Source organism: Clostridium amazonense (assembly GCF_056431285.1).
On the sequence record NZ_JBWKMH010000033.1, the window covers coordinates 1 to 15,062 of the forward strand.

18 protein-coding genes and 1 riboswitch are annotated in these 15,062 nt (G+C 25.4%); of the genes, 4 read left to right on the forward strand and 14 right to left on the reverse strand.

Annotation, left to right across the window (positions count from 1 at the left end):
- The 6 genes from AC07E4_RS14410 to AC07E4_RS14435 form a co-directional block, all read right to left on the reverse strand.
- Nucleotides 1–252, reverse strand: a 252-nt coding sequence (locus AC07E4_RS14410) for a helix-turn-helix domain-containing protein (protein ID WP_478216771.1), incomplete at its 3' end; no start/stop codon positions are given.
- Between the two features lie 192 nt (nt 253–444).
- Nucleotides 445–1,098, reverse strand: coding sequence for a riboflavin synthase (locus AC07E4_RS14415; protein WP_430829535.1), 654 nt, complete (start codon nt 1,096–1,098; stop codon nt 445–447).
- Between the two features lie 13 nt (nt 1,099–1,111).
- Entirely contained in the window at nt 1,112–2,191 is a 1,080-nt protein-coding gene (ribD, locus tag AC07E4_RS14420; RefSeq protein ID WP_430829500.1) for a bifunctional diaminohydroxyphosphoribosylaminopyrimidine deaminase/5-amino-6-(5-phosphoribosylamino)uracil reductase RibD, read from the reverse strand.
- 275 nt (nt 2,192–2,466) lie between these two features.
- A riboswitch (FMN riboswitch) is annotated at nt 2,467–2,585 on the reverse strand.
- Between the two features lie 87 nt (nt 2,586–2,672).
- Entirely contained in the window at nt 2,673–3,167 is a 495-nt protein-coding gene (locus AC07E4_RS14425; RefSeq protein WP_478216772.1) for a prepilin-type N-terminal cleavage/methylation domain-containing protein, read from the reverse strand.
- 140 nt (nt 3,168–3,307) lie between these two features.
- Nucleotides 3,308–3,709, reverse strand: coding sequence for a hypothetical protein (locus tag AC07E4_RS14430; RefSeq protein ID WP_034439887.1), 402 nt, complete (start codon nt 3,707–3,709; stop codon nt 3,308–3,310).
- Between the two features lie 1,007 nt (nt 3,710–4,716).
- The gene (locus AC07E4_RS14435) at nt 4,717–5,421 is read right to left on the reverse strand and encodes a ribonuclease H-like domain-containing protein (RefSeq protein ID WP_034439889.1); all 705 of its coding nucleotides are present in this window, start codon (nt 5,419–5,421) and stop codon (nt 4,717–4,719) included.
- Nucleotides 5,422–6,253: 832 nt separating this feature from the next.
- On the opposite strand from AC07E4_RS14435, the gene AC07E4_RS14440 reads away from it, so the two are divergent.
- Genes AC07E4_RS14440 through AC07E4_RS14450 form a run of 3 tightly spaced genes read left to right on the forward strand, consistent with a single transcriptional unit; the run spans nt 6,254 to nt 8,482 of the window.
- Entirely contained in the window at nt 6,254–6,520 is a 267-nt protein-coding gene (locus tag AC07E4_RS14440) for a FeoA family protein (RefSeq protein ID WP_034439891.1), read from the forward strand.
- 6 nt (nt 6,521–6,526) lie between these two features.
- A complete protein-coding gene (gene feoB / locus AC07E4_RS14445; protein WP_478216773.1) occupies nt 6,527–8,302 on the forward strand; it encodes a ferrous iron transport protein B in 1,776 nt (591 codons plus the stop codon).
- 15 nt (nt 8,303–8,317) lie between these two features.
- A complete protein-coding gene (locus AC07E4_RS14450) occupies nt 8,318–8,482 on the forward strand; it encodes a FeoB-associated Cys-rich membrane protein (protein WP_081770916.1) in 165 nt (54 codons plus the stop codon).
- 55 nt (nt 8,483–8,537) lie between these two features.
- Here AC07E4_RS14450 and lepB read toward each other — a convergent pair whose 3' ends face one another.
- The 3 genes from lepB to AC07E4_RS14465 form a co-directional block, all read right to left on the reverse strand.
- A complete protein-coding gene (gene lepB / locus AC07E4_RS14455; protein WP_051540016.1) occupies nt 8,538–9,098 on the reverse strand; it encodes a signal peptidase I in 561 nt (186 codons plus the stop codon).
- Nucleotides 9,099–9,808: 710 nt separating this feature from the next.
- Complete coding sequence (locus AC07E4_RS14460; protein ID WP_430829502.1) at nt 9,809–10,405, reverse strand: LysO family transporter; 597 nt, start codon at nt 10,403–10,405, stop codon at nt 9,809–9,811.
- 9 nt (nt 10,406–10,414) lie between these two features.
- Entirely contained in the window at nt 10,415–10,711 is a 297-nt protein-coding gene (locus AC07E4_RS14465; protein WP_051540018.1) for a LysO family transporter, read from the reverse strand.
- Between the two features lie 215 nt (nt 10,712–10,926).
- Here AC07E4_RS14465 and AC07E4_RS14470 point away from each other — a divergent pair, with 215 nt between their 5' ends.
- Nucleotides 10,927–11,739 (forward strand): DUF6414 family protein, encoded by an 813-nt coding sequence (locus tag AC07E4_RS14470; protein WP_034439897.1) that lies wholly within the window; start codon nt 10,927–10,929, stop codon nt 11,737–11,739.
- A 53-nt stretch (nt 11,740–11,792) separates the two neighbouring features.
- On the opposite strand, the gene AC07E4_RS14475 is transcribed toward AC07E4_RS14470, so the two are convergent.
- The 5 genes from AC07E4_RS14475 to AC07E4_RS14495 all read right to left on the reverse strand — a co-directional run bounded on the left by AC07E4_RS14475 (nt 11,793) and on the right by AC07E4_RS14495 (nt 15,029).
- Nucleotides 11,793–12,053, reverse strand: a complete 261-nt coding sequence (locus AC07E4_RS14475) for a hypothetical protein (protein WP_034439900.1) — start codon at nt 12,051–12,053, stop codon at nt 11,793–11,795.
- 95 nt (nt 12,054–12,148) lie between these two features.
- Complete coding sequence (locus AC07E4_RS14480; RefSeq protein WP_478216774.1) at nt 12,149–12,496, reverse strand: ComEA family DNA-binding protein; 348 nt, start codon at nt 12,494–12,496, stop codon at nt 12,149–12,151.
- 117 nt (nt 12,497–12,613) lie between these two features.
- Complete coding sequence (locus AC07E4_RS14485) at nt 12,614–13,621, reverse strand: hypothetical protein (protein WP_478216775.1); 1,008 nt, start codon at nt 13,619–13,621, stop codon at nt 12,614–12,616.
- The gene (locus AC07E4_RS14490) at nt 13,605–14,189 is read right to left on the reverse strand and encodes a GNAT family N-acetyltransferase (RefSeq protein WP_478216776.1); all 585 of its coding nucleotides are present in this window, start codon (nt 14,187–14,189) and stop codon (nt 13,605–13,607) included. Before AC07E4_RS14490 ends, AC07E4_RS14485 begins: the two co-directional genes overlap by 17 nt.
- Nucleotides 14,190–15,029: a class I SAM-dependent methyltransferase gene (locus tag AC07E4_RS14495; protein ID WP_478216777.1), complete on the reverse strand. Its 840-nt coding sequence runs from the start codon at nt 15,027–15,029 to the stop codon at nt 14,190–14,192.
- Between the last annotated feature and the right edge of the window lie 33 nt (nt 15,030–15,062).

Consider the following 15,062-nt stretch of genomic DNA (forward strand, 5'->3'; position numbering starts at 1 on the left):
TCTACACTTTTCTTGGGTTTTTTTATACTCTTTTTTGTAGTCTACAATTATTTCTTCATTTTTAAATTGCGTAGCATTCTTAGGTTTTAAAGTTTGTTTATATCTTCTATAATTACATTTCCAATTGGATATTAATCCACTATTTATATTATACTTTGCTGCAACTAGCGAATTGCTTCCAGATGATAAAGCCTCTTCCACAATTTTCACTCGTTCTTCTTCAGTATATTTTCTAATAAAATTTCCACTCATAATGCACCCCTCCATTCATTAATCCTAGTATAATTCCATTTGAATTATGAGTCTACATTTCTATAGGGGCCTATGAGGCATTCACTGTCCACTGTCAATTGTCAATTTTAAAAATATAAATTAATAATTAGTGTTAAAATTCTCAACTGAAACATGAATACCTTAAAGTTTTAACTTTGATTCCTATATTTATTAATAAAACCCATTTTCTTTTAAGAAATTTATAGTTATATCATTTTTATTTGAATTTTCTTTATCTCTTGAATATAAAATCTTTTCTATATACTTGGATATTACATCACATTCTATATTTATTTTTGCTCCTATCTTTTTACTTAGAAGCGTAGTTTCTTCTTTGGTATGCGGAATTATACACACTTTAAATGAGTCTTCATTTACATCTGCCACTGTTAAACTAACACCATCTAAGGTTATAGAGCCCTTGTAAACTATATTTTTTATTATTTCTAAAGAAGGCTTTATAGTTATCCATGTTCCTATACTTTCTTTTTCATAACTTGTTATTCTTCCTATAGCATCAACATGACCTGTAACAATATGCCCATTAAATCTTCCATTATAACTTAATGCTCTTTCCAAATTCACTTTACATCCTGCATAAAAATCAGATAAGTTTGAGCATCTTAAAGTTTCTGCCATAGCTTCTGCAACAAAATCATTTTTGCTTTTTCTTACAACTGTCAAACATACACCATTTGTTGCTATGCTATCTCCTATTTTTATGCCTTCTAAAACTTTTTTACATTCAATAATAAGCTCTGAACTTTTTTCATAATTTATTATTTGTTTTACTAGTCCTATTTCCTCGATTATTCCAGTAAAAATTTTTCTCATCTCCTTAATACTGAATATTACCTTCTATTAAAATATCCCCTTCAAAATCTAATACTTTTAAGTTTTTAATATTAAAACTTTCATTTATTTTACTTTTCCCTTCACCTTCTATTGGTGTTATAGCTTCCTTTCCCCCTATTATTTTAGGACCAATAAAAGCATATACCTTACTTATTATATTTTCCTCTAACAAGCTATAATTTAATGTTCCTCCACCTTCTACCAAAACACTATCAATATTTCTTTTACATAGCTCATCCATAACAGTTTTTAAATTCACTTTATCTAATTTTTTATCAACTTTTACAACTTCTACATTATAGTTTTTTAATGCTTCAAGTTTTTCTTCATTTTCCTCTGCATAAAATATTATAGTTTTTCCTTCTTCTTTTAAAAGCTTTGCATCTACAGGAATTCTTAAACTACTATCAATTACAATTCTTATTGGATTTCTTCCATTTTCTATTCTGCTAGTTAACCTTGGATTATCCTTAATTACAGTATTTATACCAACCATTATTCCTGAATATCTATTTCTTAATTTGTGAACATACTCTCTAGAATTTTCATTTGTTATCCATTTTGAATCATAATTTTTTGTAGCTATTTTACCATCTAACGTCATTGCCCATTTTAAAGCTATAAAAGGCACTTTATTAACTATGTAATAATTAAAAATTTCATTTAATTCTCTACATTGCTCTTCTAATACACCAACAGTTACGTCAATACCATGATTTTTTAGAAATTCTACACCTTTTCCACTGACTAATGGATTTGGATCTAGTACACCTATAACAACTCTTTTAATTTTACTTTCTAAAATTTTTTTAACACATGGAGGTGTTTTTCCATAATGACAACAAGGTTCTAAAGTAACATATATAGTAGAATCACAAACATCTTCTCTACATGAATTAATAGCATTTACTTCAGCATGATTTTCTCCAGATTTCTCATGATATCCACTACCTATTATTTTGTCATCTTTTACAACTACTGCTCCAACTAAAGGGTTAGGACTTACTTTTCCATGTCCTAATTTAGCAAGCTCTAATGCTTTAGCCATAAAAACTTCATCCATACTATTCTCTCCTTTTTATATTTAATCAGACTTATGACACTCCTATTTATTTCTCTATTTTATATAAAAAAACAAAAATGCCCTTAGCTTTTTATTGCTTCGGGCATTTAATAATTCCATATTAAAATTCATTTACTATTAATTATTTAATGTTAATTTTACAAGTTTAAATTTAAAATTTTTATAAAAATAAATACTCCAAGCTAAAAAGCTCGGAGCATAAAAATCATAAACAAAACCTATTTAAACAATATAAATAAACTTAATGTAAATTATTTTCTCTTCTCTCATCCAGACTATACTGTCGGCTTTGGACTTTCACCAAATCATGCTATAAAATAGCTCGCGGGCTGTAACCGCCGGTAAGGAATTTAACCTTGCCCCGAAGATACTATATTTAATTTTCAACTAAATATTAACATTGTTAATATTTTATGTCAACAGTTTTTTGAATATTATGTATTGTTTTTCTATTTTTTATTTAATTACCATCATCTATCTTACTACTATTTCTATCTTCTAAAATTTCTATACTCTTGCAATCAGTTGGTTTTGCCTGATTTTCTTTAAGTTCAGGATATACTTGTCTTTTACCTGTAAATATTTTTATATCTTCATCTTTTATATATACAACAAAACCAGGTTTTTCATCTTTCGTCACCTTTGCTTGCTGCTTTATATCTCCATCAAAATATTTATTTATAACATCTTTATTTTTATCTATTTTTTCAATATCACTTCCACAGGACATTTCTGCATTTAAAGCCATAGCTATGTTTTTTGCAGTGGCTACATCTGCTTTTTTCTTTGCATTTTCTTGTATACTTGCAAACTTAGGTAATGCTATTATTAAAAGTATTGCCATTATTGAAACTACAACAACTAACTCTATAAGAGTAAAGCCTTTTTTCTTTTTATCAAATGTTTTTTCCTTAGTACGTATACTATTTTTTATTTTCTTATTTGTGGTTTTCACTTTTACTATTCTCCCTTCACTAAACCATGTCTTATTTTAACCATTGCCAAAATAATTAATAATAAACATATTTTAGAGATAATAGTAAAAAATTAGCTCTTTCCAATTTTTTATAATTTGAAAAAGCTAATTTTCGTGAATTAATTACAAATCTTACTTATTGCATTTTCATATGAGTCTATTAAAGGTTTATATAAATTGCCATTTAAATTGTTTAGTTCTAGTTCACTTTTTATTCTATTTTCTATTATTTTCATAACATTATTCTTGTATAAATATTCAATTTGTCTACCTTCTGAAAGTAATTCAACTTCATATAATCTAACTGGTACTTCCTCTATAGTAAATCCTAAATTAAACTTTTCTATTATGTTATCATTAGCTTCTAAATATATTATAGTTTTTGTATTAGGAAGTAAATCTTGACTGTCATTTTTTACTGTTAAAAAGCCTTTCTTACCCTTATGAATTAAAATTTCTTCAATATCATCCAATTGTTTTGTAATTTTTCTTTTCTTTGGCAAAGTGTTTACTAGCTCCATATTTTCATACCTCCTAAAAATTATGTATCCTACACTTACAAGTTAATGTGTACTTTATAAAATATTTTTAGAAGTATAATTTGTTTTTTAATTTTCATTCTTAATAATATATCTATTTTTAAAATTATATAATATACCGATTTTTTAATATTTATTAATTAATATTTCGTGTTAATTCTTATATGATTTTTTAATACCTTACTAGATGATATTTGAATTCTACTATTAATGTATCATTACTAAATTTTATTCATCTAATTCTTAAAATATACTACCAAACAAAAATACTGAACATATCATGGGGTAATTGAAAATTCAAAATGTAAAATATAATATTTGATGGTCAATTGATTCATTTCAAATTTATATTTATTACAAATTTCTAATCTATACACAATAGCCGAGGTTTTAACCTTGGCAGTAATATATCCTTGCTAAATTTTATTGGTTTCATCCTTGAATATACCAATAAACAAGAAGGACAGACATCTCATAGTGCAATCACCTTTTTATAATTTATTACCCTTTTTAATAATATACTTATCTAAGAAAGTAAAGTCAGTCCCTAACAGATTACAAATTTAAAAGTAATGTAAATAACGCTTTGCAAGGTTAAAACCTCGCCTACAAATGGTGGAGATTTTATTTGATTACCTTCGTAGCCGAAACTTTAGTCTTGGCAATCTTTGATATGGAATATATTTTTAAAGTAATATACTAAATAACGCTTTGCAAGGTTAAAACCTCGCCTACAAATGGTGGGGATTTTATTTGATTACCTTCGTAGCTGAGACTTCAGTCTTGGCGGTCTTTGATATGGAAATACATTTTAAAGTAATATATTAAATAACGTTTTGCAAGGTTAAACCCTCGCCTACAAATGGTGGGGATTTTGTTTAATTGTTTTCGTAGCTGAGGTTTTAACCTTGGCGGATTATGGTATGAATGAAACTTTGGAATTTTATTATTTTTATGCACAAAAAACTGTAACTAAATGGATTAACCATTTAGTTACAGTTTTCATTTAAGGAATCTTTTTTTTCATCATTTAAATTCTTTTCATTAGGTATAATATACTTATTCCAATTTACATAAATATAAAATAAACTTACTACATCTTGCATGTTATAAAGAAGTATTTTTTCTTTCTTTTCTTCTGGCATTCTATTAAAATACTCTGTATCTTTCATAATTTTACTAAAAGTTTTAGCAAGGTTCGATCCACTTATAACTTCGCTTTCTCTTTTAATATCAAATTTACATTCAAGATTTTTAAGTCCAATAGAGGTGTTCATAGCCTTCTCATATTCTTTTTGAAGATCTACATCTTTTAAATAATCCTCTATTTTAAAATTTATATTATACTTATTGTACAAGTAATTTATAACAGTAAAGTCATTATTACCTGAAAATGTGATTATATACTTTTTATTCTTTTTCTTAATTAAATCTAAAAAGTATGTTTTAGACCATTCTAATATTTTCTTCAATTCAAATTTGTTCTCAATCATATATTGAGTAATCTTTAAAGTATTTTCTTTTTCATCATAATATCCACTTCCAAAAACTCCAACACATACTGGTTTCTTATAAACATAATGTTCTAGGTCAAAAAATATAGCTTCCTTAAATAAATCATTGTGTCCTTCAATTGAAAGAGCATTTTCTATATTAAAGTCTTTGACTGGAATCGTTTGTTCTTTAATAATCATGTTACCACTCTTTTCTAAATCAAAATTATCTATTTAGAACAACATACGTAATCAAATATAAAAGCAAAATTTTATTTTAAAAATTATAACTATTTAATTAATTACAACACTTTTTAAGCATGCAGCTCTATGTAATTATCTTATACTAATATAACTAATATTTTAAATTGATCATCTTTAATCCAATTTAAAAATTAATGTATTTATGTGCTTTGTTCTAAACTTAATTTAATCTTTGCATTAACATTATTTTGAGAAGAAATTTTGGAAATTTAAAATAATACTAAATATTTTCAATCACTTAAAATTTAATAATTTTAATCTTAAATTAAATTTTTTAATGATCATTTTAAAATAAATCTAAATTTTATTTTACTTTGTAAATACCTAACGTTTAATAATGTAATATTAGTTATTATATCATATAATTTTACATATCTTCAAATTCTATTTATAAAAAAATAATTTTTAATAAAATAAACAATAATTAAATTTGCTTTCATTAATATATTATAATTTTATTCATTATTAGTTCCTACATACTTTTAACTTATAATTCAAATTTGTATTCTTGTTAATTTTTTATTAACATATGTTTTTTATATATCTTTAATTAAAATTTATAATATATAAATTTTTTAATATTCAAATTTAATAAACTTAAATATTACTATAAATACAATTACTATTTTAAATATATTAAATTAAAATTTAGTATTATTCCCTCAATTTTAAATTTTTATACATATATTTTATTAACTTTTTGTTGACAAAATTGTCTAAACTTTATATAATGACATTGAGAATTAGTTTCAATGAGGAGTGGTAATTGATGACTTTATACGATTTAAAATCAGGTGACACAGCTTATATAAAGAATTTACTTTTTAATAATAAATTTTCTAAAAGATTACTTGCTTTAGGTTTTATCGAAGGAACTAAAGTAACTATGAAACAAGTCGCACCTCTTGGTGATCCAATAATAATAAACGTTAAAGGAACTAACTTAGCTATTAGAAAAAAAGATGCTAAATTAATAAATATAGAGTTAACAAATGACTCTGACACTGAACATTTTAAATTAGCCATGGAGGTATAACAAAAGATGGTTACTATTGCATTACTAGGTAACCCTAACGTAGGAAAAACTACACTCTTCAATGCACTTACTGGTTCAAACCAACATGTTGGTAACTGGGCTGGTGTTACTGTAGATAAAAAAGAGGGTTACATCAAAAAAGACATTAAAATAGTAGATTTACCTGGTATTTATGCCATGGATGCCTTTTCTAATGAAGAAAAAGTATCTAAAAACTTTTTAGAAAGTGATGATGTTGATTTAATAATTAACATTGTTGATGCTTCAAACTTATCAAGAAATTTATATTTAACAACTCAATTAGCACAGTTTAACAAACCTATGATATTGATTGTAAACATGATTGACGTTGCTAGAAGTAAAGGTATTAATATTGATTTTGATTTACTTTCTAAAAAATTAGGTGTTAAAATATTTCCTATTTCAGCATCTAAAAATGAAGGAATAGATACTGTTAAGGAATTTTTATCTAATGAAAATTTCAATTTATTAGATACTACTATAAATACAAAACACAATTTTGGATATTTAAATGAAAATGAAACATATAAATATATAGATACAATTTTAAATTCTTGCATGATTATTCCAAAAGATCTTAAAACATCACTTACTGAAAAGATAGATAAAATTATTTTAAATAAGTTTCTAGCTTATCCTATATTTTTATTAATACTTTTCATAATTTTTAAGTTCACCTTTGATTGGATTGGAGGACCATTGCAAGAATTATTAGCCTCATTCTTTGAAGGACCATTCTCAGATACTGTAAGGCAACTTCTTTCAAGTACAAGTCCTTGGTTCCAGTCTTTAATTGTAGATGGTATTATAGCTGGAGTTGGTGGAGTTGTAACATTCATACCTATAATTCTTACTCTATTCCTTGGTATGTCTATACTTGAAGATAGTGGCTATATGGCAAGAGTTGCTTTTATAATGGATAAAATAATGCGAAAACTTGGACTTTCTGGTAAAGCATTTATTCCTCTTATGATGGGATTTGGTTGTTCTGTTCCTGGAATAATGGCTGCAAGAACTCTAGAAAGTGAACGTGATAGAAAGCTTACTGCATTAATACTTCCATTTATGTCTTGTAACGCTAGACTACCTATATACGCTTTATTTGGTAGTATATTCTTTGGAAAGCATAAAACATTACTTGTGTTTTCACTTTATACTATAGGTATATTAGTTGCATTCTTAATGGCACTTTTATTTAAACGTACATTATTTAAAAACGTAGAAGAACCATTTATAGTTGAACTTCCTGAATATAAAATGCCTGAACTTAGATCAGTTATTTATTTAACACTTGAAAAAGGAAAAGGCTTTTTAAAGAAAGCAGGTACTATTATATTCGCAATTTCCGTAATTGTTTGGTTCTTATCAAACTTTAGCTTTAGTGGAATGGTAGATATTAATGATAGCTTTTTAGCTTCAATCGGTAAATTTATAGCACCTATATTCAAACCACTTGGATTTGGTACATGGCAAAACTCTGTAGCTATATTAACTGGTATTGCTGCAAAAGAAGTTGTTATTGGTACTTTAGGTGTGTTATATCCTACTGGATTAGAAACAGCACTACTTAGTCAATTTACTACTTTAAGTGCATTATCATTCTTAGTATTTTGCCTTTTATATACACCATGCGTGGCTGTTATAGGTACTCAAAAGAAAGAATTTGGTGGTAAATTTGCTACTTTCTCAGCTTTATATCAAATTGTTGTTGCATGGGTAGTTTCCTTTTTAATTTATAATGTTGGAATGCTTATATTCTAATGGAGGCGAAACAAAATGATTGAAATTATAGTTACAGGTATTATAATTGTTTTAGCTGTATTAATACTTGTAAAACAATTTAAGAAAAAGATTAAAGGTGAATGTTCAAGTTGCAGTGGAAATTGTTCTTGTTGTAGTTCACATAAAACTAACGATAATAAAGAAAATGAAGATAAATAAATATTTAAAGATAGTCTACTCTTAGGCTATCTTTTTTTATATATAATAAAGTTTTCTAATTTAGATAACACATTTTCTTTAATGGAAATACTTTCATTACAGCCTTACCTTTTATGTCATGTTTATAATTTATTAAACCCACACTTTCATCTCTTGAGTCTAAACTTACATTTCTATTATCACCCATCACAAATATTTTTCCTTGTGGAATTTTTACATTATAATCTTCCCTATTTATCATTTTATTTTTTATGTAATTTTCCTTAACTTCTTTTTTATTTACATATAATTTACCATTGGTAATTTTGATAGTATCACCAGGCACACCTATTACTCTCTTTATAAGATATTTACCACCATCTATATCGCTATGAAATATTACAACATCTTTGTACTTAGGTTCTTTTAACTTATATATTAATTTATTTACTATTACAACATCTTTATTATATACAGTAGGTTCCATTGATTTTCCCTTTATATAACTAAATTCAAATATTACATTTATAACAACAAAAAATAAAATTACTTCAAGCGTAAATAATAGCATCTTTAAATTGATCTTTTTTACTAATCTATTATGTATTTTTACATCTTTTTCTGTATTTAATTGCACTCACATCACCTTAATTCTACATATATTATTTATATCTAGAATTATTAACATATTTTATATTTTTAAAACAAAATATCTTAGAAATTTAAAATTCCTAAGATATTTATAGTGTTATAAGATAATATTTTATATACTTTATTAATTGATACTAATGTGCTTACAGATTATTGCTATTTTTATATTGAGAACAAACTAAAAACTAAGAGTGAAAAGTGATGGTGAATATCCCCTAGGATTGAAATCTCCGCTACAATGTTTTATTTGTGCTTCAAATAAAAATTAATATAATATTTATCTGTAAAAAGTTCATTTTGGAGAATAAATTCCTAATTATAATATTCTTACTTACCATAGTTTTAATAGTGAATATAACTTTACTTTTGATATTTTATAAAATTTATCAATTTAAAAACTTTTTTTCATCAAGAAACAGGAATTATTTAAATTAGTATTTCTTTAAAAATTGATTTAGAAAATCTTATTAATTTGTGTTTTATTTTCAAGACCTGAACCCAAGGACGGGTTCAGCGAATGCCTAGACAGGACGTCGATTCATCCGTTTAGTCTTGGAAATAAAATAGCAAATTTATTAGATGTTCTTTGAAATTTTTATGAATAACGTTTTAAATAATTCCTGTTTTGGGTAATAACATTATTCTCATTTGATATTTAATTAATTTCATTTTCAGCTTAGAACCCTATATGTAATTCTATAGATTATAGAAAAATTGAACACATACTGGAACTAGCATACTAAGTATTACTCCATTTACAAGTGATATTATAGCAACTTTTGAGTTTGTAAATTTAGATACAATTGGAAGTGTAGTGTCCATAGATGTTGCTCCACATGGTGCTATTGCTGTATAATGATTTAACCTTTTAGCTATTATTGGTATAGATATTATAGCTAAAATCTCTCTAAATACATTTGATAAAAATGCTATAGCTCCAAGTTCTGCATTTCCCATCTCAGTTAACAATATACCAGACAAACTATACCATCCAAAACCTGCTGCAACTGATAAACTTTCATTATAATGCATTTTAAATAGCATTCCACCTATAAGCCCTCCACATAAACTTCCTATAATAATTCCAACTGGAATTATTATAACCTTCAACCCCATATCTTTTGCATCTTTCAGTACCTTTTTATTTGAACCTATATCTAATCCTACAAGAAATATTAATATAAATAAAACTATATTTGTAATGTCTTTTATGTTCATAATAAATGATTGTGGAAAAACATATCTTCCAAATATAATTCCTAAAATCATAGCTATAATAATTATTATTGTCATAATGTCCCCCTATTCACCTCTATATGATACTTTTTTATCTTTTTTAAACTTAATTTTTTCAGTTAAGAAATATACAACAATAATACTTCCTAAACAAGATAATATTGAAAACACTATTGCTTTTACTCCTATAGTGCTTATATTTTCTATTATTTTATCATCAGCCCCTATAGATGCTCCCATAAAAAACAATAAAAATACAACTCCAAATTGTTGCAATCTTCCATTAATTTTAGCTACCTTTTCTTTCAATGGAAACATAAAGCTTATAACCATACCTAAAACTAATGCCCACATAACCTTCATACAATCTTCCCCCTTTTATACTTATAATTTTTATTTTCAATTAAATTAATTAGAATCCTCATTTAATATTTCAATAATTTCATTTTTCATCTTGTAGCCCTATAAAAAATTTATTTTTTAGTTCTATTATAATAACTATTTCTATAATAATATTATATGGAATAAATTGAATTTTTTATAAAGCTAATAACAACATTTAGTAGGAGTTGATGAGTTTGCCAATTGTTACACCTATATATTTAAATAGTTCTAATGTAGTTTCTCTATTTAGATCTACTGTTGAAACTTTATCTTTAGATTTTAATTTAAATAGAAATACTATAGTATTTAAAACAACATTACCTCTAAGCGAACTTACTTGTGGTAGAATAACTCAAGGTACTGGAACAGTAGAGTATACTAGAGAATATATTAACGCTACCATAGATGCCATCTGTCAATCTGCTACAACAGCATTCTTAAAGCTTTATAACATTCTTGAAGACAACAGCCTAATGAAACATCTAAACAATGCTAGTGATTTTAATTCACTGCGTGTTGGAGATATCATTGAAATTCAATGTCCATTATTTAAAGATCCTGAAGTTAAAAATTTATTCTCAATGGCCAACTCTTTAGAATTACAAATGTTAATAAATAGTGATGATAAATCTATAGAAAATAAATCTTCTGTTAATGTTGCTAATTTTTTAGCATACTTAAAAACTACCTTAGATAAACTTGAAAATAACTACTGTGTAGATTACTTTTCAAAACTTCTTTTCTCAAAATACAGAATAGTTACCGCATTAAGTAAGGATAATTTTGAATCATCACTAACTTGTATAGAAGATAAACCACTAACAATTGTAGGAAAGGTAAGTTACATAGAACCATATTTAAAAGAAACTATGGTTGATACCTTTTTAGACCCTATTGAAAAATTTATTAAAACTAATAATATAACTTTTCCTTATGCAGAAAATTTCGACTTTGAAGAAGATACTCCTTATTACATTGGAATTGTTCCATTATCAATTCATCTTTAATCACAAGTAAAATAGGTAAAAGATTTACTTTTACCTATTTTATTTACTTATATTTAATCTTCATTTAGCCATGTTTTTATTATATTAGCCTCTTCTTCACCAAATTCAAAAGCTTGTCTTCCTTTAGATATTGCTTCATTTAAAGCTTTTAAATCTTCTTCACTTGCAGTTTTAATTGGTTGTGATTTTTTCTTTTTAGCTACATTTTTCTTAGGTTTTTTCTTTTGAAATGGTAAAGTCAAATAATTTATTAATTCATCAATAACTTCACTAAATAATGATTGTTCTTTTACTTCTTTTTTTTCTTTATCCATTTGCTCCACTCCACATAAAAACACATATTTGAAAGTAATCAATCACTTTCTTTCATCTTTATAATAAACTATATAATTATTATATCAAAATCCTATTAAAATAAACAATCATTATACAAAATTTGATAAAATTCATCTAAACTTCCAAAACCATTTCTATTGTCTCTAATTTTTATAATTTTTTCAGCTTTTTTAAAATCAATATTATTAATTGCTAATAAATCATATATACTTGCAGTATTTATATTTATCATTAGTGGCTTTTTACTATTCTCATCCCACAGCACAGAAGGTACTACTACACTATCACTTTTTATCCATATTTCTTTATATATATTTTTACTTAGACTTAACTTATCATCTTTAACAAGTTTTAATATATGGCTATAAAGTTCTTTATATTCTTCTAATTTAGTTATAAATTTTTCAACATTCCCTACCATTCCTATTAGTGATAACTCTTCATAAATCTCTTTTAAATCATTTGTAAAAGTTGTTCCTAAAGTTGTTGCTATAAATATTTTTAAAATTTCTTCTTTATCATCTTCAAAATACTCACACTATAATGTTATATAATCTATTGCTGGTACAGATCCTTCATTTATTTTATCTTTCATAAGATTCCATACTAAAAAGTTTTTAAGCATTACATTTTCAAAAGGTGAAAATATATTTTTTATATCTTCACTATTTGGTATTTCATTTAAAACAAATTTATTAAAGTCTTCCCTTTTCATATAATTATTTTTTATTTTATCATTTGTATTAATACGATAAAATACTGTAGCCATAACTCCTTCTGATGAAAGCATTTCATTTCCATTTAACACTTTTGTTTTATCATATATACATGATGTATGTTCTAACATAATAATATCAGATAAATTCATTGTATCTACACTTACACTTGGCAATATTTTTTTATAAATATATCCATTTTCCAAAACTTTATTTATTCTAAAATTAGCATCAATATCACAATGCCATAATTTTATGGGATCAAATTTATATTTATATCTTTCATTAAAACAATCTCTATATTTATTTATACAATCAAATGTTAATCTTTCAAAATGTTCTCCAAACCCTTCAAAAAAGGCATTATAATAATCTGTAATTCCCATGCTGCAATGTTGTTTAGTAGATTTACTATATTTTATAAACTCTGGCATAATATTAGTCATCATTACATGCCCTAATTCATGAGTAAAAATATTCATTTCTCCTTTTTCTATGTTTTCTTCATCTAACACCAAATCTACAAAATTTAAATTTTTGTAGATTAATTTTTCATCATTTTCTTTAATAACAATTCCTTTTCTATTAAACCCACCTATATTTTTAGATATAAAGAGTAAATCCGTTCCCTCTAAATTATTTGATAAATTTCTACTGCACTTATTTAATCTAATACATGTTTTATTAAAATCATAGCTTAATTCTTTCATTATTTTTTTATATAATTCACAATTTTCATCTAGATATTCTCCGCATAACATTCCATTATAATTTTCTAATTCGGTAATTATCTTTATTTTTTCATCACTATTTTTAAATACATAGTCCATAATTACAACCCTTTTCATATAGTACTCTATCCTCAAATATTTTAGAATTGAGATTAAATACTACTTCTTTTATAATTTTTTTATTTATAAATCCAAGTTTTTCATTTAATTTAATTGATGCTATATTACCTGGATGAATATACGCCTGAATAGATTTGAATTTTAAATCTTCAAATGCATATTTTAATACTTCTAGTCCACATTCAGTCATTATATTTCTTCTCCAATATTTTATATTAAGCATATAGCCTATTTGTACTGTTGATTCATCAAAGTCAAAATCATGAAGTGTTATAGTACCTACAACTTTATTAGTATTTTTGTCCTCAATACACCATCTTATAAATCTCTTTTCTTTAAAACCTTTTTTAAAACTCATTATTGATTTTTTAGCTTGCTCAAATGTTGTCATATTTTTCATGCTTTGATATTTAACAGCTTCTTCACTAGAATATATTTCATAAACATCTAAATAATCTTCTTCTTTTGCTTCTCTTAACCAAAATCTTTTTGTTTCTATTGTAGGAAACTTATCAAATATAAAAGTAGCTTCACTTAAATTATTCACTTATTTTTTCATCCCCTTAGCTAGTAAAAACTCACCATTATCTACTAAACTTCTTTTACAATAAGTTCGTTCTTCTATCTTAAGTATAGTATCTAATGCAACTTTATCTTTTTCTATTTTTTCTGCTGCATCTCTAAATCCACTTATAATACATGGACTACCACCTAATACTATATTCTCTACTCCACATTTTTCTAGCATGTTCTCAAGTTCATCACTTTCAAAAAAATGTCTTGGTGGATGTGCTACCATTTCATGTTTAGGTAAATCTCCAGTATCTATCATTTCATTAATCATCCAATAATCTGGTTTTCCGAAAAATGATGTATAATCAAAATCCATTCTTCCTAATTGCGTTCTTATTACACCCCATTTACTATTTACGCTTATTAGTATATATCCACCTTTCTTAGTTACTCTAACTAATTCAGAAATAGCCTTATCTCTGTTTTCTAAAAGGTAATTTAAGGGTGCTCCATAACAAATTACAGTGTCAAAAGTATTATCTTTTATCATAGATAAATCTCTTAAATCAGCATTTATTATATCATCTACATTACTTATCAACTCTTCTTGTTGCAACTTTTCCTTTGCTATTTTAAGTTGCTGATCTGATATATCTAAAAGTGTTACCATACACCCTAACCTTGCTAATTCAATACTAAATCTTCCTGCACCACATCCAGCATCTAAAACTTTTTTACCACTTTCTATATGGTCCTTTAAAAAATGTATATGAAGATGGTAATTTATTCTGTCATATGCTGTTAAATTAAGTCTCTCCCATTCCTTTTCTCCATACTGATTGTAAAATTCTCTTATTTTGTTTGATTCGTACATATTGGGCCTCCTTTAAATTTTAAGCAAGATATT

Bases quoted from the DNA above. Each gene is read 5' to 3' on its own strand.
- ribD (WP_430829500.1), bottom strand. From the start codon at position 2,191: ATGGATGAAGTTTTTATGGCTAAAGCATTAGAGCTTGCTAAATTAGGA.
- AC07E4_RS14430 (WP_034439887.1), bottom strand. From the start codon at position 3,709: ATGGAGCTAGTAAACACTTTGCCAAAGAAAAGAAAAATTACAAAACAA.
- AC07E4_RS14435 (WP_034439889.1), bottom strand. From the start codon at position 5,421: ATGATTATTAAAGAACAAACGATTCCAGTCAAAGACTTTAATATAGAA.
- AC07E4_RS14440 (WP_034439891.1), top strand. From the start codon at position 6,254: ATGACTTTATACGATTTAAAATCAGGTGACACAGCTTATATAAAGAAT.
- feoB (WP_478216773.1), top strand. From the start codon at position 6,527: ATGGTTACTATTGCATTACTAGGTAACCCTAACGTAGGAAAAACTACA.
- AC07E4_RS14450 (WP_081770916.1), top strand. From the start codon at position 8,318: ATGATTGAAATTATAGTTACAGGTATTATAATTGTTTTAGCTGTATTA.
- AC07E4_RS14460 (WP_430829502.1), bottom strand. From the start codon at position 10,405: ATGACAATAATAATTATTATAGCTATGATTTTAGGAATTATATTTGGA.
- AC07E4_RS14465 (WP_051540018.1), bottom strand. From the start codon at position 10,711: ATGAAGGTTATGTGGGCATTAGTTTTAGGTATGGTTATAAGCTTTATG.
- AC07E4_RS14475 (WP_034439900.1), bottom strand. From the start codon at position 12,053: ATGGATAAAGAAAAAAAAGAAGTAAAAGAACAATCATTATTTAGTGAA.
- AC07E4_RS14480 (WP_478216774.1), bottom strand. From the start codon at position 12,496: ATGGTAGGGAATGTTGAAAAATTTATAACTAAATTAGAAGAATATAAA.
- AC07E4_RS14485 (WP_478216775.1), bottom strand. From the start codon at position 13,621: ATGGACTATGTATTTAAAAATAGTGATGAAAAAATAAAGATAATTACC.
- AC07E4_RS14495 (WP_478216777.1), bottom strand. From the start codon at position 15,029: ATGTACGAATCAAACAAAATAAGAGAATTTTACAATCAGTATGGAGAA.